The organism is Niveibacterium microcysteis, assembly GCF_017161445.1.
In the GTDB taxonomy this organism is placed as follows: domain Bacteria; phylum Pseudomonadota; class Gammaproteobacteria; order Burkholderiales; family Rhodocyclaceae; genus Niveibacterium; species Niveibacterium microcysteis.
Genome location: NZ_CP071060.1, coordinates 2,856,567 through 2,873,920 on the forward strand (window position 1 = coordinate 2,856,567; position 17,354 = coordinate 2,873,920).

Annotated in this window: 15 protein-coding genes; all 15 read right to left on the reverse strand. The window is 60.5% G+C overall.

The genetic code is table 11. The features are described 5' to 3' along the window. Positions 1–13: 13 nt before the first annotated feature. The 15 genes from trpB to JY500_RS13020 all read right to left on the reverse strand — a co-directional run bounded on the left by trpB (position 14) and on the right by JY500_RS13020 (position 17,305). A complete protein-coding gene (trpB, locus tag JY500_RS12950; protein ID WP_206252957.1) occupies positions 14–1,225 on the reverse strand; it encodes a tryptophan synthase subunit beta in 1,212 nt (403 codons plus the stop codon). Then, positions 1,212–1,835, reverse strand: a complete 624-nt coding sequence (locus JY500_RS12955; RefSeq protein ID WP_206252959.1) for a phosphoribosylanthranilate isomerase — start codon at positions 1,833–1,835, stop codon at positions 1,212–1,214. Before JY500_RS12955 ends, trpB begins: the two co-directional genes overlap by 14 nt. Further along, positions 1,832–2,629, reverse strand: coding sequence for a tRNA pseudouridine(38-40) synthase TruA (gene truA / locus JY500_RS12960; RefSeq protein WP_206252961.1), 798 nt, complete (start codon positions 2,627–2,629; stop codon positions 1,832–1,834). Before truA ends, JY500_RS12955 begins: the two co-directional genes overlap by 4 nt. Then, positions 2,626–3,180 (reverse strand): energy-coupling factor transporter transmembrane component T family protein, encoded by a 555-nt coding sequence (locus JY500_RS12965; protein WP_206252962.1) that lies wholly within the window; start codon positions 3,178–3,180, stop codon positions 2,626–2,628. Before JY500_RS12965 ends, truA begins: the two co-directional genes overlap by 4 nt. An 83-nt stretch (positions 3,181–3,263) precedes the next feature. After that, the gene (locus JY500_RS12970) at positions 3,264–6,134 is read right to left on the reverse strand and encodes a motility hub landmark protein FimV (RefSeq protein ID WP_206252970.1); all 2,871 of its coding nucleotides are present in this window, start codon (positions 6,132–6,134) and stop codon (positions 3,264–3,266) included. Positions 6,135–6,302: 168 nt separating this feature from the next. Then, entirely contained in the window at positions 6,303–7,406 is a 1,104-nt protein-coding gene (asd, locus tag JY500_RS12975; RefSeq protein ID WP_206252972.1) for an aspartate-semialdehyde dehydrogenase, read from the reverse strand. A 206-nt stretch (positions 7,407–7,612) separates the two neighbouring features. After that, positions 7,613–8,674 (reverse strand): 3-isopropylmalate dehydrogenase, encoded by a 1,062-nt coding sequence (gene leuB / locus JY500_RS12980; RefSeq protein WP_206252974.1) that lies wholly within the window; start codon positions 8,672–8,674, stop codon positions 7,613–7,615. A gap of 8 nt (positions 8,675–8,682) precedes the next feature. Then, entirely contained in the window at positions 8,683–9,321 is a 639-nt protein-coding gene (gene leuD, locus JY500_RS12985; protein ID WP_206252976.1) for a 3-isopropylmalate dehydratase small subunit, read from the reverse strand. Then, a complete protein-coding gene (locus JY500_RS12990; RefSeq protein ID WP_172198892.1) occupies positions 9,321–9,449 on the reverse strand; it encodes an entericidin A/B family lipoprotein in 129 nt (42 codons plus the stop codon). Before JY500_RS12990 ends, leuD begins: the two co-directional genes overlap by 1 nt. 19 nt (positions 9,450–9,468) lie before the next feature. Beyond that, on the reverse strand, positions 9,469–10,878 hold the full coding sequence (gene leuC / locus JY500_RS12995) for a 3-isopropylmalate dehydratase large subunit (RefSeq protein WP_206252977.1): 1,410 nt from the start codon (positions 10,876–10,878) through the stop codon (positions 9,469–9,471). A 186-nt stretch (positions 10,879–11,064) separates the two neighbouring features. After that, positions 11,065–11,892 carry a M48 family metallopeptidase gene (locus tag JY500_RS13000; protein WP_172198886.1) on the reverse strand — a complete coding sequence of 276 codons (828 nt, stop codon included), beginning with the start codon at positions 11,890–11,892 and terminating at the stop codon, positions 11,065–11,067. A 29-nt stretch (positions 11,893–11,921) separates the two neighbouring features. Then, on the reverse strand, positions 11,922–13,055 hold the full coding sequence (gene aroC, locus JY500_RS13005) for a chorismate synthase (protein WP_206252985.1): 1,134 nt from the start codon (positions 13,053–13,055) through the stop codon (positions 11,922–11,924). A gap of 112 nt (positions 13,056–13,167) precedes the next feature. Then, the gene (gene ilvN / locus JY500_RS13010) at positions 13,168–13,479 is read right to left on the reverse strand and encodes an acetolactate synthase small subunit (protein WP_206252987.1); all 312 of its coding nucleotides are present in this window, start codon (positions 13,477–13,479) and stop codon (positions 13,168–13,170) included. 3 nt (positions 13,480–13,482) lie between these two features. Continuing rightward, complete coding sequence (gene ilvB / locus JY500_RS13015; RefSeq protein ID WP_206252989.1) at positions 13,483–15,144, reverse strand: acetolactate synthase large subunit; 1,662 nt, start codon at positions 15,142–15,144, stop codon at positions 13,483–13,485. A gap of 484 nt (positions 15,145–15,628) precedes the next feature. Then, entirely contained in the window at positions 15,629–17,305 is a 1,677-nt protein-coding gene (locus JY500_RS13020; protein ID WP_206252991.1) for a long-chain-fatty-acid--CoA ligase, read from the reverse strand. Between the last annotated feature and the right edge of the window lie 49 nt (positions 17,306–17,354).

Here is a 17,354-nt window from a genome sequence, read left to right on the forward strand (position 1 = left end):
GTGGGCAAGCGCATCAGAATTTGATGCCGGACTTCTCGGCGACGGTATGCATATCCTTGTCACCGCGACCCGAGAGGTTCACCAGCAGGAGCTTTTCCTTCGGCAGCGTCGGCGCAAGCCGCATTGCATGGGCGATTGCATGGGACGATTCCAGCGCCGGGATGATGCCTTCCATGCGGCACAGCGTGTGGAAGGCGTGCAGGGCTTCGGCATCGGTAACACCGACATATTCGGCGCGGGTCGTATCCTTGAGCCACGCGTGCTCCGGGCCAACGCCTGGATAATCCAGTCCCGCCGAAATCGAATGCGTTTCGATGATCTGGCCGTTCGGATCCTGCAGCAGGTAGGTGCGGTTGCCGTGCAAAACACCCGGGGTACCCGCCGATAGCGACGCAGCGTGACGGCCGGTTTCGATGCCATCACCGGCGGCCTCTACACCGATCAGCTTCACCGATGGATGCGGAATGTAAGGATGGAAAATGCCCATCGCGTTCGAACCACCGCCAACGCAAGCGATGACCGCATCCGGCTGGCGTCCGAAGTCTTCCTGCATCTGGTCGATAGCCTCGCGGCCGATAATCGACTGGAAGTCGCGGACCATCATCGGGTAGGGGTGTGGGCCCGCTACGGTACCAATAATGTAGAACGTGTCGGCAACGTTCGTGACCCAGTCACGCATTGCCTCGTTCATCGCATCCTTAAGCGTCTTTGAGCCCGACTCCACCGGAATCACGGTGGCACCCAGCAGCTTCATCCGGTAGACGTTGGCAGCCTGGCGCTTAACGTCTTCCGAGCCCATGTAGACGAAGCACTCCATCCCATAGCGCGCTGCGACGGTAGCCGTAGCAACACCGTGCTGACCTGCGCCGGTCTCTGCAATGACGCGCGGCTTGCCCATACGCCGGGCCAGCAAGGCCTGCCCAATGCAGTTGTTTACCTTGTGTGCACCGGTATGGTTCAGATCCTCACGCTTGAACAGGATCTGCGCGCCGCCGCAGTGGTCGGACAGGCGACGAGCGTGATAGATCGGGCTCGGACGACCAACGTAGTGCTTCAGCTCATGATCGAACTCAGCCAAAAACGCCGGATCGCTTTGTGCAACGCGGTAGGCTTCATTTAGCTCGGCAAGCGCCGGAATCAGAGTCTCAGAGACAAAAATCCCGCCGTAGGGACCAAAATGGCCACGCGTATCGGGGAAGTTGTACGGCACTTCAGCCATCTGCATTGCGCACTCCTGCAATGAACTCAGCAATCCGCCGGGCATCCTTGATGCCCTTCGCGGCCTCGACACCGCTGCTAACATCGACCGCAGCAGGCCTGACCTGACGAATCGCCTCTTCGACATTGGCTGGCGAGAGCCCCCCCGAAAGGACCAGGGGGCGCGTCAAACCAGAGGGAATCAGGGACCAATCGAACGTCTGCCCGCCCCCGCCGAAGCCCTCCACAAAGGCGTCGACCAGAAGCGCTTGGGCAGACCCAAACGAAGCTTCGTAGTGTATCAGATCGACCCCGGGCCTCATTCGAACTGCCTTCAGGTATGGGCGCCCGAACTGCCTGCAGAAGCCGTCGTCCTCATCGCCGTGGAACTGAAGCAGATGGATCGGCACGGCGTCGAGTACCGCTCGAACATCAGCAGACTCCGGATTGACGAACAAGCCTACGATTGAGACGAAGGGGGGAACCCGGCGGCTCAATTGCTTAGCGCGCTCTATCGATACAAACCGGGGGCTAGGCGGATAAAAGACCAAGCCGATCGCATCAGCGCCGGCGCCAACAGCCGCATCGACGTCTTCCTCGCGCGTCAGCCCGCAAATCTTCACACGCGTTCGGCTCACAGAAAACCTCCCCCAAATGTTTCATTCCTCACTCGCCCCTGATTGGGAAGCCCAAATTCTGGCGGGTAATCGACGCCGGCAAGATAGAGCCCATCGGGTGAGAACGTGGGCGCAGCAAGGGAACGGTTTTTGGCTGCCAGCAACTCATCGATCCAGCTTGGTGGTCTAGCGCCCCGCCCGATCTGGACCAAGGCGCCAACCATGTTTCTGACCATGTGATGCAGAAATGCGTTCGCAGAAAACTCGAAGGCGATCAACGGGCCCGTTTCCAGCACCGCCGCCCGTGTCAGCGTTCGCACCGGGCTGGCGGCCTGGCACTCCGCTGCACGAAAACTCGTGAAGTCATGCTGCCCAACCAGGCGCGCAGCGGCTTCCTGCATGGCCGCCAAATCGAGATCCCAATGCGTCCAGCCCCAACGACCGCAGCCGATTGCTGGTCTGATGTCACGACTCAGAAGTAAGTACCGGTAGTGACGCGCCAAGGCCGAAAAGCGTGCATGAAAGCGAGTATCAACCTCGCGCGACCAGCGAACAGAAATCGAATCAGGCAAATGCGCGTTCACGCCGCGCACCCACGCAGTCAGGGGTCGAGACACATCGACATCAAAGTGCACAACCTGCACGGCGGCGTGCACTCCTGTATCAGTCCGCCCTGCGCAGTGGACCCTCACCGGAGCATCCGCAATAACCGACACGGCACGCTCCACTGCGTCCTGAATTGACGCCCCGTTGGACTGGGTTTGCCAACCGCAGAACGCGCCACCTTCGTACTCCAGACCAAGCGCAACCCTCAACGGAACATCCTCACAATGATTTCGGCCGCCACGGTGAGCAAGAGCAAAGCCATGGCATCAGCTCGCACCCAGTCCGGAAGATGGACCTGTACAACCGCTTCGTTCGCGCTTTCGGCATCGACCTCCGACGAGAAGCACTCTCGCCAGTTCGGCAAGCCCTCAGGCGCCGACACCATTTCAAGGACGATCGACATACGCATAGCAGCCCGATCTACCGGAAGGCGCAAGCGACGCAGCGGCGCCAGACATGCGAGCATCCCCCCGACAAGCACGTCACGCGGATAGCTTGTGACCAACATGCAAACGAACGCCAGAACACCTGCCAGCCTTGTTGAATGTTCAAGTGCTAACAAGGCGCCTTCGTAGGTCGGCGCCGGCACGAGCGCTACCACCCACATGCGATCCCCCGGCGTGAAGAAGCTGTATAGAGCCGCAAGCGCCAGAAAAAGAAAACGGCTGCGTCGCATGAGCGACCACAACCGTTTTCCGGACAACCAGGCAGCCACGCAAATGGCGACGAACACTGTTGCGAGAAGCGCAGCGCCAGACAAGCGCTGCACCGTTATCACACCCACAACGAAGGCAATCAGCCCTGCGCCTGCCCCCAGCTTTCGCAAACCGCGCCTACCGACTTTCAGGACAGGCGGGCAAGCATCGCCTCGGCAGCATCCTTCTGGGCGCTGGTACCTTCCTGCATCACTTCCTCAAGCAGTTCCTTTGCGCCTTCAAAATCGCGCATCTCTTCGTAGGCCCGAGCAAGCTCCAGCTTGGTATTCACTTCATCGCCAACTTCGAGATCGTCCTCTGTCATCGGAAGTTCCGGATGGGTATCCACATCCGACTGACGAATGGGCTCAGGCGCCGCCTGAGGGGGCAAATCAAGGTCAATCCCAGACAAATCAAGCGCGGGGGCTTCCGAAGCCAGCGTTTGCGGCGAGCGATCGACGTCAAAATCAAAGTCGAGCAGACCACCTTCGAAGTTCGTTTTTTCCAGATCAACCACCGCTTCATGTTGCGGCGCCACAGCGGAAGCCACTGCGATGTCGTCGTGCGAAGGTGCGCCGGAATCAAATCCGTCCAGATCCAAAGTCATCGGCTGTTCGGGCGAGGCGCCAAGATTTGTTGTGGACAGCTTCGCTTCGGCTGCCGAGAAATCCGCCGCGCTCAGATCCGGCAGCGACTCAGCCTCGGGAGCAGAACCAACCTCCTCACCCGGCACCATGTCGATGTCGAGATTGAAGTCCAGACCAAGATCATCCGACGAACCCGCCGCTGCCTCAGCAGCAGCAGGGGACTCGCCTTCCAGCGTGCGAGTAATCTGCCCGATCTCCCCGGGCATCGTCCAAGTCGTCTGCATTTGCGACGGGGACGCCGCAGCAAAGGCCGGCGCGGCGGGCGACTGATCCGCCGGCGTAAACTCCAGTGCGGCCGGCTCTTCCTCTGCAACGTCAGCAGCCGGTTCAAACTCGAACTCCTGCGGCGTTTCGACGGTTGCGTTGCCAGCCTCGACGAAGGACAGCTCGTCGAGCATCGCGGGCTCTGCCGCGGTAGCTGCCACCTTGGTCAGCGAACGATAGAGCGGATTATCCGGATCCAGCTTGGTACCGAGATCCGCCGCACGAACCCAGTCGGTGCCAACCCCGCCGGTCTGCGTATACAGATCGGTCGCAATGTTTTCGAACTGCTTGAGGCTCTTGCGCTGCGAGTAGATCTCCAGCAACTTGACGTGGATAGCCGTACGGCTGGGATCGGACTTCAGTGCATCAAGCAGGATTTCTTCCGCTTGCGCGTCACGACCATAGGCCATGTAGACGTCAGCTTCCGCGACCGGATCAACGCCCTCATCAGCGTCGATCGACGTCAGACCGGACTGACTGAAATCAGTCGGGAGAACACTGCTACCCGTATCGACTGTTTGGCCACCCGCCGGTCCAATAACGGACTCGGTACCCGTTTGAGTAGCATTCAAAGCAGTGGTATCGGGGCCAACATTGCGCTTGGGCTTCCGTGAGCGATAAGCGAGGAAGCCACCCAGACCCAGCACAGCCGCCAGACCACCCACGGCTGCCGGGTTCTCCAGCAACGACGCGAAGAAACCTGGCTCCTCAACGACCGGCGGGGGTGGCGGCGGTGCGACTTTCTTCGGCACTGGCTTCGGAGCGGGCTTAGGCGCGACTTCGGCCGGCGCACTGGCAGCAACGACGGGCGCCTCCGCCGGTGCCGACTGAACAGACTCAACAGCGACCGACTGCTCGACCGCGGGCTTGGTTGGCACGGGCTCAGGCTTTGCGGCTTCAGGTGCAGGCGCCTTATCGGCCGCGGGCTTGGCCGGCTCAGCCTTGGCAGCAGCGGCTTGTTTTTGAAGATCCGCCAGATTCTGGTTCTTCAAATCGACCAGCTTCTGAAGATCCTTGACGTTCTTTTCAAGTGCGGCAACGCGTTCCGTCGCTTCCTTAAGCGCACGCTCCCGCGCGACCAAGTCCTCTTCCAGAGCCTGGATACGGCCAGCAGACTTCGGATCGGCCTTGCCTGCGTCCTTCGACACCTGGCTCTTGGAGATCTTCAGTTGATCCTTGGCTTCTTGCGCCTTAGCTGCGTCCTCGACCTTCGGCGTAATCTTGCCCGACGACGATTGTTGCGCCGCGCTCTCCTTGGCCTTGCTGTCAGCGACGGCTGCCGCGGCCTTCTGCCGGTAAGCACCGAAATTAGCTGATGGTGCCGACAGGATTCGACGTGCTTCGGAAGCGGACAATTCCTTCGCTGCCGAGGATTCAGGCACCTTCAGAATTTGACCCGTCTTCAGGCGATTGATGTCACCACCAGGAAATGCCGACTCGTTAGCCGAATACAGCGCAGCCAGCATCTGTTCAAGGCTGACGTCGCTTGCCTTGGTTCGGGCCGCAATAGAAGTCAGCGAGTCGCCACTGCGTACGGTGTATTCCGAACCAGGAATATCGGTCTTCGGTTTCGCAGGGGCGGTCTCGGCCGATTTCGTCGGACGCTCCGCACGCTCAACCTTCTCAGCCTTTTCCTTCCGTTTCGAAACCGGGGTGGCTGGCTCCAGCGGTTTTGCGATCGGCGCAGAAACCTGAGGAGCAGCGGCCTTTGTGCCTTCATCCACCGGATCGAGGAGGAAGGTGTACTCGCGCATCAACCGACCACCAGTCCAATTGAGTTCCAGCAGCAGATCGACAAACGGCTCGCTGAAGGGACGATCGCTGGCAACCTTGACGACCGCGCCAGCGCCCTTCTTCTCAATTGAAAGCCGCAGCGCGCTGAGCTGAGGCGCGTATTCGATGTTCGCCCGTCGGAAAGCTTCAGGCGACGCAAGCTTGGCACTCAAGGAGTCCAACTCCTCCGCCGTGCCGGTCACCTCGACTTCCGCGCGAAGCGGTTGACCAAGACCGCTGAAAACGTTCAGCCGGCCGAGACCTGCGGCTGAAGCGCCAAATGGCAACGCCGCGATTGCGGCCGCGATGATGGAGGCACGGAGAGTCGTCTTCATGGGCATGCCGAAATAGGCGCGTTTATTATGGTTTTATCAAAATAACATCATAGATTTAGCCTCGCAAGCTAAACCTAACTCTGAGTATTTGATGCCGTTGGCAAACTCACCGGGCGGCGAGCCTTAAGATACGGGCGTTGCGAACGCAACGCCCGTCATGACAAGGACTTAGCGTCCGAGCAGGATACGCAGCATGCGGCGCAGCGGCTCGGCCGCACCCCACAGGAGCTGGTCGCCGATTACGAAGGCGGAGAGGTATTCCGGCCCCATGTTCAGCTTGCGAACGCGACCGACACCGACCTCCAGGCCACCGGTAATCGACGCTGGCGTGAGCTCCTTGACGGAAACCTCACGGTCATTCGGCACCCACTTCACCCACTGGTTGCCCGATTTGATGATCGATTCGATCTCGGCGAGCGGCAGATCCTTCTTGAGTTTGAGTGTCAGCGCCAGGCTATGGCAACGCATCGCGCCGATACGGACACACAGGCCGTCGACCGGAATCGTGCTCGCGGTACCGAGGATCTTGTTGACCTCAGCTTGACCCTTCCATTCTTCCTTCGACTGGCCATTATCGAGCTGCTTGTCGATCCACGGAATCAGTCCGCCAGCGAGAGGCGCTCCAAAGAATTCCGTCGGCACGTCTTCGCGAATTGCCTTGGCAACTTTGCGATCGATTTCCAGGATTGCGGACGACGGCGTCGCGAGGTCATCAGCCACTGCACCATGCACGACGCCCATGCCCTTGAGCAGCTCGCGCATGTGATTTGCGCCGCCACCACTCGCAGCCTGATAGGTCATCGAAGAGACCCATTCCACCAAGCCATCACGGAACAAGCCGCCAACGCCCATCAGCAGGATGGAGTTGGTGCAGTTGCCGCCGATGTAGTTCTTCACGCCCTTTGCCAGGGCCGCATCGATAACGTTGCGATTGACCGGATCAAGGATGATGACGGCATCGTCATCCATTCGCATCGTCGACGCGGCGTCGATCCAGTAGCCGTTCCAGCCCGCAGCGCGCAGCTTCGGATAGACATCGGTCGTGTAGTCACCACCCTGGCAGGTAATGATGACGTCCATCGCCTTGAGCTCGTCGACGCTGGAGGCGTCCTTGAGTGGCGGCAGATCGCGCCCAACGTCCGGCCCCTTGCCGCCGACATTGGAGGTGGTAAAGAACACCGGCTCGATCAGCTCGAAGTCCTTTTCCTCACGCATACGCTGCATCAGCACGGAACCGACCATGCCGCGCCAACCGACAAATCCGACTCGCATTTGAATTTCCTCTTAATGCCCCCTGCCCGCTTCCCTTGCCTCGACCGCGGGCAGGGAGCATGTGCGCGGAGGAGACAATGGATCAGGCCGGGATGGTTTTAATCCCGGTGGTCGTAATGATGGTGATGATGGTCGCGCGCAGCCCTGCCGATTTCGGCAAGGGCTTGCGGAGCACGATGGCGCGCGAACAGTTCATCGGTTTTCGCTCAGAGTGCAGCCAGCACGGCGTCACCCATCTCACGGGTGCCAACGCGGCGCGTGCCCTCTTCCCAGATATCGCCGGTGCGATAGCCCTGTGCGAGCACCTTCTTGACGGCGCTCTCCACACACTGTGCGGCCGCTTCATTGTTGAAGCTGTAGCGCAACATCATCGCTGCCGACAGGATGGTGGCCAGCGGATTGGCCACGCCCTTGCCGGCGATGTCAGGTGCCGAGCCGTGGCTGGGCTCGTACAAGCCCTTGTTGTTCGCATCCAGAGAGGCGGACGGCAACATGCCGATCGAACCCGTCAACATCGAGGCTTCGTCGGACAGGATGTCGCCGAACATGTTGCCGGTAACCATGACGTCGAACTGCTTGGGCGCCTTCACCAACTGCATCGCGGCGTTGTCGACCAACATGTGTGAGAGCTCAACGTCGGGGTAATCAGCCGACAACTCGATCATCACATCGCGCCACAGTTGCGTCGTCTCGAGCACGTTCATCTTGTCGACGGAGCACACACGCTTGTTGCGCTTGCGCGCCGCCTCGAAGGCGACCTTACCGATACGGCGAATCTCAGCCTCGGAATAGATCATCGTGTTCCAGCCAACGCGCTGACCGTCGCGCACCTCGATCCCACGTGGCTCACCAAAGTAGATGTCGCCGGTGAGCTCGCGCACGATCAGGATATCGAGACCGGACACCACTTCCGGCTTCAGCGTCGAAGCGTTTGCGAGCTCCGGATAGAGAATCGCCGGGCGGAGATTGGCAAAAAGTTGAAGATCCTTGCGGATGCCCAGCAAGCCACGTTCCGGGCGTTGCGGGCGAGGCAATGCATCCCACTGGGGCCCGCCAACGGCGCCCAGCAGCACCGCATCGGCCTCGCGCGCGAGCTTCTGGGTCGCCTCCGGATACGGCACGCCGGCCGCATCTACCGCACAACCGCCCAGCAGCGCGGGCTCCATTTCGATCTTGAGACCATCGCTGCGCAGCGCTTCAAGCACACGCACCGCTTCGGCAACGATTTCCGGGCCGATGCCGTCACCGGCCAGAACACAGACTTTCATTGAATCTCTCAGGTAAAGAGCCAGGGCTGTTCCGCCTGACGGCGCGCCTCGAACTCACGGATCTTGTCGGCGTGACGCAAGGTCAGGCCGATATCGTCAAAACCGTTCAGCAGGCAATATTTGCGGAACGGATCCACGTCGAACGGAATCACCTTGCCATCAGGCCGAGTGACCGTTTGCGCATCAAGATCGATCCGAAGCTTGTAACCCGGAGTCACGTTAACCTGATCGAACAGGGCGTCGACTTCCGCTGCCGGCAGCTTGATCGGCAGCAGGCCGTTCTTGAAGCAGTTATTGAAAAAGATGTCGGCGAAACTCGTGCCGATCAGCGCGCGAAAACCGTAGTCTTCGATCGCCCAAGGCGCATGCTCACGCGATGAGCCGCAACCGAAATTGTCGCGCGTCAGCAGGATGCGGGCACCCTGAAAGCGCGGCTGATTCAGCACGAAATTCGGATTTAGCGGGCGCTTGGCGTTGTCCATGCCGGGCTCGCCGTGGTCCATATAGCGCCATTCGTCGAACAGGTTCGGGCCAAAGCCTGAACGTTTGATCGATTTCAGAAACTGCTTGGGGATGATCGCGTCAGTATCGACATTGGCGCGATCCATCGGCGCCACGAGACCATCAAGGACGGAGAACTTTTCCATTACTTGCTCGAACCCTTCTGAATGGCTTCGCCGGCCTTCTCGATATCCTTGCCAAAGCCATGCACGGTATTGCAGGCGGAGAGCGACGTTGCGAGCAACGCGAGAACGAAAATACGCAGAATTTTCATATCCATTCTCCTTGCCGAATCAGAGAATTTCGCGGACGTCGACGAAGCGACCAGCAATTGCCGCCGCCGCGGCCATGGCCGGGCTCACCAAGTGAGTACGCCCACCCGGCCCTTGACGACCTTCGAAGTTGCGATTGGACGTGGATGCGCACCGCTCACCCGGCTCCAGCCGGTCCGCGTTCATCGCGAGACACATCGAACAACCCGGCTCACGCCATTCAAAGCCGGCCGCCTTGAAGATCTTGTCGAGCCCTTCCGCTTCAGCCTGACGCTTCACCAAACCCGAGCCCGGCACGACCAGCGCAAGCTTGACGTTGTCTGCGATGCGTCTGCCGCGTGCAACCGCTGCGGCCTCACGCAGATCTTCGATACGCGAGTTCGTGCAGGACCCGATGAAAACCTTGTCGATCGCGATGGAGGTGATCGGCATACGTGGCGTCAAACCCATGTATTGCAGCGCGCGGCCGTAACCCTCGCGGCGCACCGGATCGGTTTCCTTCTCCGGATCGGGCACCAGGCCGTCGATCGTGGTCACCATCTCGGGAGACGTGCCCCAGGTGACTTGCGGCTGAATCTGCCGCGCATCGATCTCGACGACGCGGTCGAACTGAGCGCCGTGGTCTGACACCAGTGTGCGCCAGTACGCCACGGCCTGATCCCAGTGATCCCCCTTCGGGGCGAAATCACGGCCACGCAAGTATTCAATCGTGACGTCATCAACGCCGACCAGACCGGCGCGTGCGCCCGCCTCGATCGCCATGTTGCACAACGTCATCCGCCCTTCCATCGACAGCGCACGGATGGTCGAACCGCCGAATTCCATGGCGTAGCCGGTACCACCTGCAGTGCCAATTCGGCCGATGACGTGAAGCACGATATCTTTGGCCGAGACGCCCTTACCCAGCGGCCCATCGACCTTGATCAGCAGGGTTCTCGATTTCTTCTGCAGCAGGCACTGCGTCGCCATCACATGCTCGACTTCCGACGTGCCGATGCCATGTGCCAGGCAAGCGAATGCACCGTGGGTCGACGTGTGCGAATCGCCGCAAACGACCGTCATCCCCGGCAGCGTGGCGCCGTTCTCCGGCCCGATCACGTGCACGATGCCTTGGCGAGCATCCTTGAACGGGAAGTAGGCTTTGGCGCCAACTGCGCGAATATTCGCGTCCAGCGTTTCAACCTGAAGGCGTGAGATCGGATCCTTGATCCCGCTCGCCCAGTCGTTGGTCGGGGTGTTGTGATCCGCGGTCGCGACGATCGAGCCAACCCGCCACGCTTTACGACCAGCCAGCTTGAGCCCCTCAAAGGCCTGCGGGCTGGTCACCTCATGCACGAGATGGCGATCGATATAGATCAATGCCGTACCGTCGTCCTCGACGTGGACGACATGACTGTTCCAGAGTTTTTCGTAAAGCGTGTGCAGTGCCATGAGCCAAAAACCGCAACAAAAACGCAATCTTTAATTATTTCACAGCAGGTTCATGCTGACCAGCCCGCCATGCGGCGGCGCAACAAAACATCATTGCAACGCCTCGCTGCATCTCATCGCCAGGTAGGCATACGTGGCGACGGTCCGTCGGCGCAGCCAGCAGATACCGAAATCGTTGGGCGCCGATCAGCGCCGTTCGGTTGCCTGCTCATAGAGGGGCATCACCTTGGCCGAGTACACGGCCAGGTCCTTTTGGCGCGACGCCTGTGATGGGTGGGTAGACAGCCACTGCGGTTGCGAGTTGCCGGCAAGACGCCCCATTTTGTCCCACAGCGAAATTGCCGCGCGAGGGTCGTAGCCAGCGCGCGCCGCCAGCTCAACGCCGATGCGGTCGGCCTCGGTTTCCTGTTCGCGGGAATTCGGCAGCGCGAACATCGCCTGATAGGCCATGCCGGCCATGTCCATCGTGGAACCGCTCGCGCCAAGCGCGATACCGATAACCGTGAGTCCAATCTGGGCATTCATGGCCTGCGAAGCGCGCTCCCAGGCATGTTCTCGCAGGGCATGCGCAATTTCGTGCCCCATCACGGCGGCCAACTCATCGTCGGTAATCTTGAGTTGGTCGATCAGCCCGGAGTACACGGCGATCTTGCCGCCCGGCATACACCAAGCGTTGACCTCTTTCGAGGTCAGGACGTTGACCTCCCAATGCCAGCCAACAGCATCGGGTCGGAACGCCGCCACAGTCGGCGTGAGCCGGGCCGCAATCCGGCGTACGCGCTCCGTTTGCACATGATCAACGTTGAGCGCCTTCTTCTGCTCGGCCGTGTTGACGACCTGGCGATATTGCGACGCCGCCTGTTTGTTCAGCGCATCGCGATTAACCAGTGGCGACACGGTCTGCTTACGATCCACGCCCACCGTGCCGGGCGCTGTGGTCTGCACGGTCGCACAGGCCACAGCGATGCCGCACAACAACCAGACCGGGACAGCGCGAGCCAAGGAAATCGCCATCTCAGGGCCTCCGGGACGGAACCGTGCGATCAGCCCTTGGGGCCAGGAACATCCTGATGCCCCGCAGGCGCCAGGCCGGCGATACGCGGCGTCGCGACCTGGACATCGGCGTTCTGTGCGCGGTGGCGCAGCGCGTGATCAACCAGCACGAGCGCCAACATCGCCTCGGCAACCGGGGTGGCCCGAATACCAACGCACGGATCGTGACGTCCAGTGGTCATCATTTCGGTCGGCGCGCCTGCGAGATCGATCGAGCGACGGTTCTGAGGAAGCGACGAGGTCGGTTTGATCGCGATCGAAACGCGAACATCCTGTCCGCTCGATACGCCCCCCAAAACCCCGCCAGCGTGGTTGGACAAAAAACCGTCCGGCGTCAGCTCGTCACCATGCACCGTGCCCCGCTGCGCAACCACGTCAAATCCGTCGCCGATTTCAACCCCCTTTACGGCATTGATGCTCATCATCGCGTAAGCGATGTCGGCGTCGAGGCGGTCATAAACCGGCTCCCCCCAACCAACCGGCACACCACTGGCGATCACATCGATACGGGCACCTATGGAGTCGCGGTCAGCACGGATTTCATCCATGTAGGCCTCAAGGCGCGGGACGATCTCGTCGTTTGCGGCGAAAAAGGCGTTCTCCGACACATGTTCCCAGCCCTTGAAGGGGATGCGAATCTCACCAAGCTGGCCCATGAATCCGCGAATCACGATGCCGTAACGCTCGCGCAGCCACTTCTTCGCAATGGCGCCGGCGGCCACGCGAACCGCAGTTTCGCGGGCAGATGAGCGCCCACCGCCACGGTAGTCGCGGATGCCGTACTTGTGCCAGTAGGTGTAGTCGGCATGGCCAGGGCGAAATGTCTGCGAAATCTTCGAATAGTCCTGGCTTCGCTGATCCGTGTTACGGATCAACAACGCGATGGGATGGCCCGTGGTCTTGCCTTCGAACACGCCGGAGAGAATCTCGACCGAATCCGGCTCCTTGCGCTGGGTAACGTGGCGCGAGGTACCCGGCTTGCGCCGATCCAGCTCAGCCTGAATATCCGCCTCGCTCAGCTCAAGTCCGGGCGGGCAGCCATCGACCACACAGCCGATTGCAGGCCCGTGCGATTCGCCAAAGGAGGTAACCGTGAAGAGAGTGCCTAGTGTGCTGCCGGACATATCGATGGGTATTTATAGACTCGCTGGGGAGGCGCGAGTTTAGCACCTCCCCTGGCGCCGCCTCGCTGGGCGACGCATCCCCCCTCGCAACGGTGGCGGCGTCGGGCCGATTTCACTGAAAGAAGGCTTCGAGACGCTCGAACACGGCGTGGTCGGCGCCATGCCGCCGCACATCCAGCACATCTTCAAGCTTTTCGACTTGTAGCGTCATTTGCGCCAAACGCGCGTCGTCATGGACCAACAGCCAGATCCGGCTCTCTGCCCCATCGCCGACTGGCATGCACAGAATGCCCTCTACGTTGAAGGCCCGACGCGCGAACAGCCCGCAAACATGCGTCATCACCCCAGGATGATTGCGCACCGCCAACTCAAGCACGGCCTTCTTCTGCGCAGCGGCCACCGCCGCATTGTTCATTTCACTCATGGCTCACCCACCGATCATTTCGATATTGGCGGCCCCCGGAGGGACCATCGGGAAAACCTTCTGATTCACATCGATCGAGCAGTGAATCAGCATCGGCCCCTTAGACGCCAGCGCCTCGGCCAACGTCGCGCGCGGATGCGCACTGCGATCCAGATCCACGGCTTCCAGCCCGAAGCCCTGCGCAATGCGGATGAAGTCGGTCGGCCGCTTGTAGTCCGCGGCAAAGATCCGCTGGCCGTAGAACATGTCTTGCTGCTGATGTACCAAGCCAAGTGACTGGTTGTTCATCAGGATGATCTTCACATCAACGCCCTCGTCCGCCGCCGTCGCCATTTCCTGAATGTTCATTTGCAGGCTTCCGTCGCCGGAGAAGCAGACAACTTTCCGCCCCGGCTCGGCGAGCGCCGCGCCGATCGCGGCTGGCAAGCCAAAGCCCATCGTGCCAAGGCCGCCGGATGTCAGCCACTGCCGTGGCCTTCTGAACGGGTAAGCCTGCGCCACCCACATCTGATGCTGCCCGACGTCAGTCGTGATGATGGCCTCATCATCGAGGCAGGCCGCCACGGCACTGACAAGGCCGTAATGACTGCGCGGGTCGTCGAGCCCCGGCATTTGCAGCGGATGCGCTGAGCGCAGGCTATTCACCCGCGACAGCCATTTCTTGCGCAACTGGACCTGAACATGGGGCAAGAGGCGCTCCAGCACCGCCGCGACGTCGCCCTGGATGCCGATATGCGCCGTCTTGATCTTGTCGATCTCGGAGGCGTCGATATCAACGTGAATGATTTTGGCGTCGGGGCAGAACTGCGCCGCCTTGCCAATCGCCCGGTCGTCGAAGCGAGCGCCAACACAGATCAGCAAGTCCGCTTCCTGCAGCACATAGTTGGTGTAGCGAGCGCCGTGCATGCCGAGCATGCCGACCGACAATGGATGATCAACCGGCATTGCGCCCAGCGCCATCAGCGTCATCGTGGTTGGCAGGCCCGCCTGTTCAGCCAGTGTCGTAGCCAAGTGCGACGCGCCCGAGGCGATCACGCCGCCGCCGAGATACAGCACCGGACGCTCGGCGCGGTTGATCATCTCCGCGGCCCGCAGCACGGCCTCTTCACTCACCTCCGGCGGTCGGTCGAGCGCGCAAGCCGTGAGCGCCGGCGCATCAACGCGCTGCGTCTGCACATCCTTCGGCACATCCACCCACACTGGGCCCGGGCGCCCCGACTGTGCAATCCGGAACGCGTCGCTGATCACCTGAGGCAAGTCCTCGGCGCGCCGAACGAGGTAGTTGTGCTTCGTTACCGGAATCGACAGACCATAGGTATCGACTTCCTGAAACGCATCGGTACCGATCATCGAGAGCGGCACTTGCCCGGTGATGCAGACCAAAGGGATTGAATCGAGCTTGGCATCGGCGATTGCCGTCACAAGATTGGTCGCCCCCGGACCACTGGAAGCAAGGCAGACGCCTGGCTTACCAGTTGCGCGGGCCATGCCCTGTGCGATAAAGCCCGCACCCTGCTCATGCCTTGCCAGCACATGACGGATGGTGCCGGCGGAAGCCAGCGCATCGTAGAGCGGCAGCGCCGCCCCGCCGGGAATACCGGCGATCGTATCGACGCCCTGAGCTTCGAGCAGACGGACCAGCAATTGTGCGCCAGTCATTTCCATGAGGTCTCTCCTGTGAGATGACCCGGCTGCCTGCTGACTGGGATTTGCGGTTCCGCAAAGAAAAAACCCCGCCAGCTGCACGCCGGCGGGGTTGAAATCCTGTTGACCCTAGGACCCCTGCTACGGCGCGCAAGCACCTACGCTTACTACGCGTACTACTACCGCTACAGCGGAAGCCGACAGGACGTCGAAGAAGTACGTAGAAGCGAGCATGGATCGGTTAAGCCAACGGAAACGGAACGACGATTCAATTGCAGCACACAATCCCTGAAAGCTCAAGGGCCTCTTTACGAAAAATCGTGCTGCGATCGGCATCAAAGTCAGACAAATTCCTACAAAAAATCAAACCACTACGCGCAATCCGCGAGATCACGAGGCGCACGAAGATGTCGAAATGGCGTGATTTCCCATGCAGTTTCAATGACATCGACATTGCCAGACAAGCTCTGACAAAGCGGTATGTTTTCACTGTGTTAAATCTGCCTCACGCGGCCTTCTTGGCTTCGTCGCGAAGGGCGCGCCGCAAGATCTTGCCAACGTTGGTCTTCGGCAACTCAGTCCGGAACTCAACCAACTTTGGCACCTTGTAGCCAGTCAGCTTTTCGCGGCAATGGGCGATCACGGCCTCGGCGGTAAGGTTCGGATCCTTCTTGACGACGAACACCTTGACGGCCTCACCGGACTTTTCGTCCTGTACACCAATCGCCGCCACCTCCATTACCCCCGGGTGCGACGCAACGACATCTTCCACCTCGTTCGGATAGACGTTGAAGCCGGATACAAGAATCATGTCCTTCTTGCGGTCGACGATTCGGACGAACCCCTTCTCATCGACCACCGCCACGTCACCGGTTTTCAGGAAGCCATCAGGCGTCATGACTTTGGCCGTTTCGTCCGGGCGGTTGTAGTAGCCCGCCATCACCTGCGGCCCACGCACACAGAGCTCACCGGACTCGCCAACACCCAACTCGCGACCATCTTCATCGCGAATCGAAATCTCGGTCGACGGCACTGGCAGGCCGATTGCGCCATTGAAGGCAGGCAGATCGAGCGGATTGATCGTCACCGCCGGCGACGTCTCGGTCAGACCATAGGCCTCCACCAACGGACGCCCCGTCAGCGCACGCCATTTGTCGGCGACAGCGCGTTGCACAGCCATGCCGCCGCCCAAGGCGCAGCGCAGCTGCGAGAAGTCGAGCTTGACGAAATCGGGGTGGTTCAACAACGCGTTGAAGAGCGTGTTAACGCCGGTGATCGCGGTGAAGGGGTGCTTTTGCAACTCTTTCACGAAACCGGGAATGTCGCGCGGATTCGTAATCAGGACGTTCGTCGCGCCGACCTTGAAGAAAGTAAGGCAGTTCGCGGTGAGCGAGAAGATGTGATAAAGCGGCAACGCGGTAACGATTACCTCTTCGCCTTCCTTCAGGAAGGGCTTGATCCACGCATGCGCCTGCTGAAGATTGGCAATGATGTTGCGGTGCGTAAGGACGGCGCCCTTTGAAACACCCGTGGTACCGCCGGTGTATTGAAGGAATGCAATGTCGTCCTGCGTGACCTTCACAGCCGCCAGCTTGCGGCCCTGTCCGCGCGCCATCGCCTGCTTGAAGGGGATATGCCCGGGAATGTTCCAGGCCGGAACCATCTTCTTGACGCGTTTGACCACAAAGCTGACGAGCGCCCCTTTGAGGCCACCCAGCATGTCGCCGATGCGGGTGACGACAACATGCTTGACCGGGGTGTGGCCAAGCACCTCCTGCAGCGTCGAGGCGAAGTTCTCGAGGATCACGATTACGTCCGCGCCCGAATCCTTGAGCTGGTGTTCAAGCTCACGCGGCGTATATAGCGGGTTGCAGTTCACGACCACATAGCCGGCGCGCAAAGCGCCCCACAGACACACCGGATACTGCAGAAGATTCGGCATCATCAGCGCGATACGCGCCCCCTTCGGGAGCTTCAAATCCTGCTGCAGGAAGCCGGCGAACGCAGCACTCAAGCGATCGAGCTCGTCGTAACTGATCGCTTTGTCCATATTGACATAGGCCGCCCGCGGGCCGAACTTGCGCACGCCCTCGGCAAACAGGTCACCAATCGCCCCGTACTGCGTCAGGTCGATGTCTGCCGGCACGCCAGCGGGATAGCTCTTGAGCCAGACCTTCTCCATCTCCATACCCCCGGTGTTGTCTTATGTTTTCCTGAACGCGCTTTGAGTG

What these genes read in the sequence shown, in the direction of transcription:
- JY500_RS12990 (WP_172198892.1), bottom strand. Translation starts at nt 9,449, where the DNA reads ATGAAAATTCTGCGTATTTTCGTTCTCGCGTTGCTCGCAACGTCGCTC.
- leuD (WP_206252976.1), bottom strand. Translation starts at nt 9,321, where the DNA reads ATGGAAAAGTTCTCCGTCCTTGATGGTCTCGTGGCGCCGATGGATCGC.
- JY500_RS13020 (WP_206252991.1), bottom strand. Translation starts at nt 17,305, where the DNA reads ATGGAGAAGGTCTGGCTCAAGAGCTATCCCGCTGGCGTGCCGGCAGAC.
- JY500_RS12970 (WP_206252970.1), bottom strand. Translation starts at nt 6,134, where the DNA reads ATGAAGACGACTCTCCGTGCCTCCATCATCGCGGCCGCAATCGCGGCG.
- asd (WP_206252972.1), bottom strand. Translation starts at nt 7,406, where the DNA reads ATGCGAGTCGGATTTGTCGGTTGGCGCGGCATGGTCGGTTCCGTGCTG.
- leuC (WP_206252977.1), bottom strand. Translation starts at nt 10,878, where the DNA reads ATGGCACTGCACACGCTTTACGAAAAACTCTGGAACAGTCATGTCGTC.
- ilvN (WP_206252987.1), bottom strand. Translation starts at nt 13,479, where the DNA reads ATGAGTGAAATGAACAATGCGGCGGTGGCCGCTGCGCAGAAGAAGGCC.
- JY500_RS13000 (WP_172198886.1), bottom strand. Translation starts at nt 11,892, where the DNA reads ATGGCGATTTCCTTGGCTCGCGCTGTCCCGGTCTGGTTGTTGTGCGGC.
- trpB (WP_206252957.1), bottom strand. Translation starts at nt 1,225, where the DNA reads ATGCAGATGGCTGAAGTGCCGTACAACTTCCCCGATACGCGTGGCCAT.
- leuB (WP_206252974.1), bottom strand. Translation starts at nt 8,674, where the DNA reads ATGAAAGTCTGTGTTCTGGCCGGTGACGGCATCGGCCCGGAAATCGTT.
- aroC (WP_206252985.1), bottom strand. Translation starts at nt 13,055, where the DNA reads ATGTCCGGCAGCACACTAGGCACTCTCTTCACGGTTACCTCCTTTGGC.
- ilvB (WP_206252989.1), bottom strand. Translation starts at nt 15,144, where the DNA reads ATGGAAATGACTGGCGCACAATTGCTGGTCCGTCTGCTCGAAGCTCAG.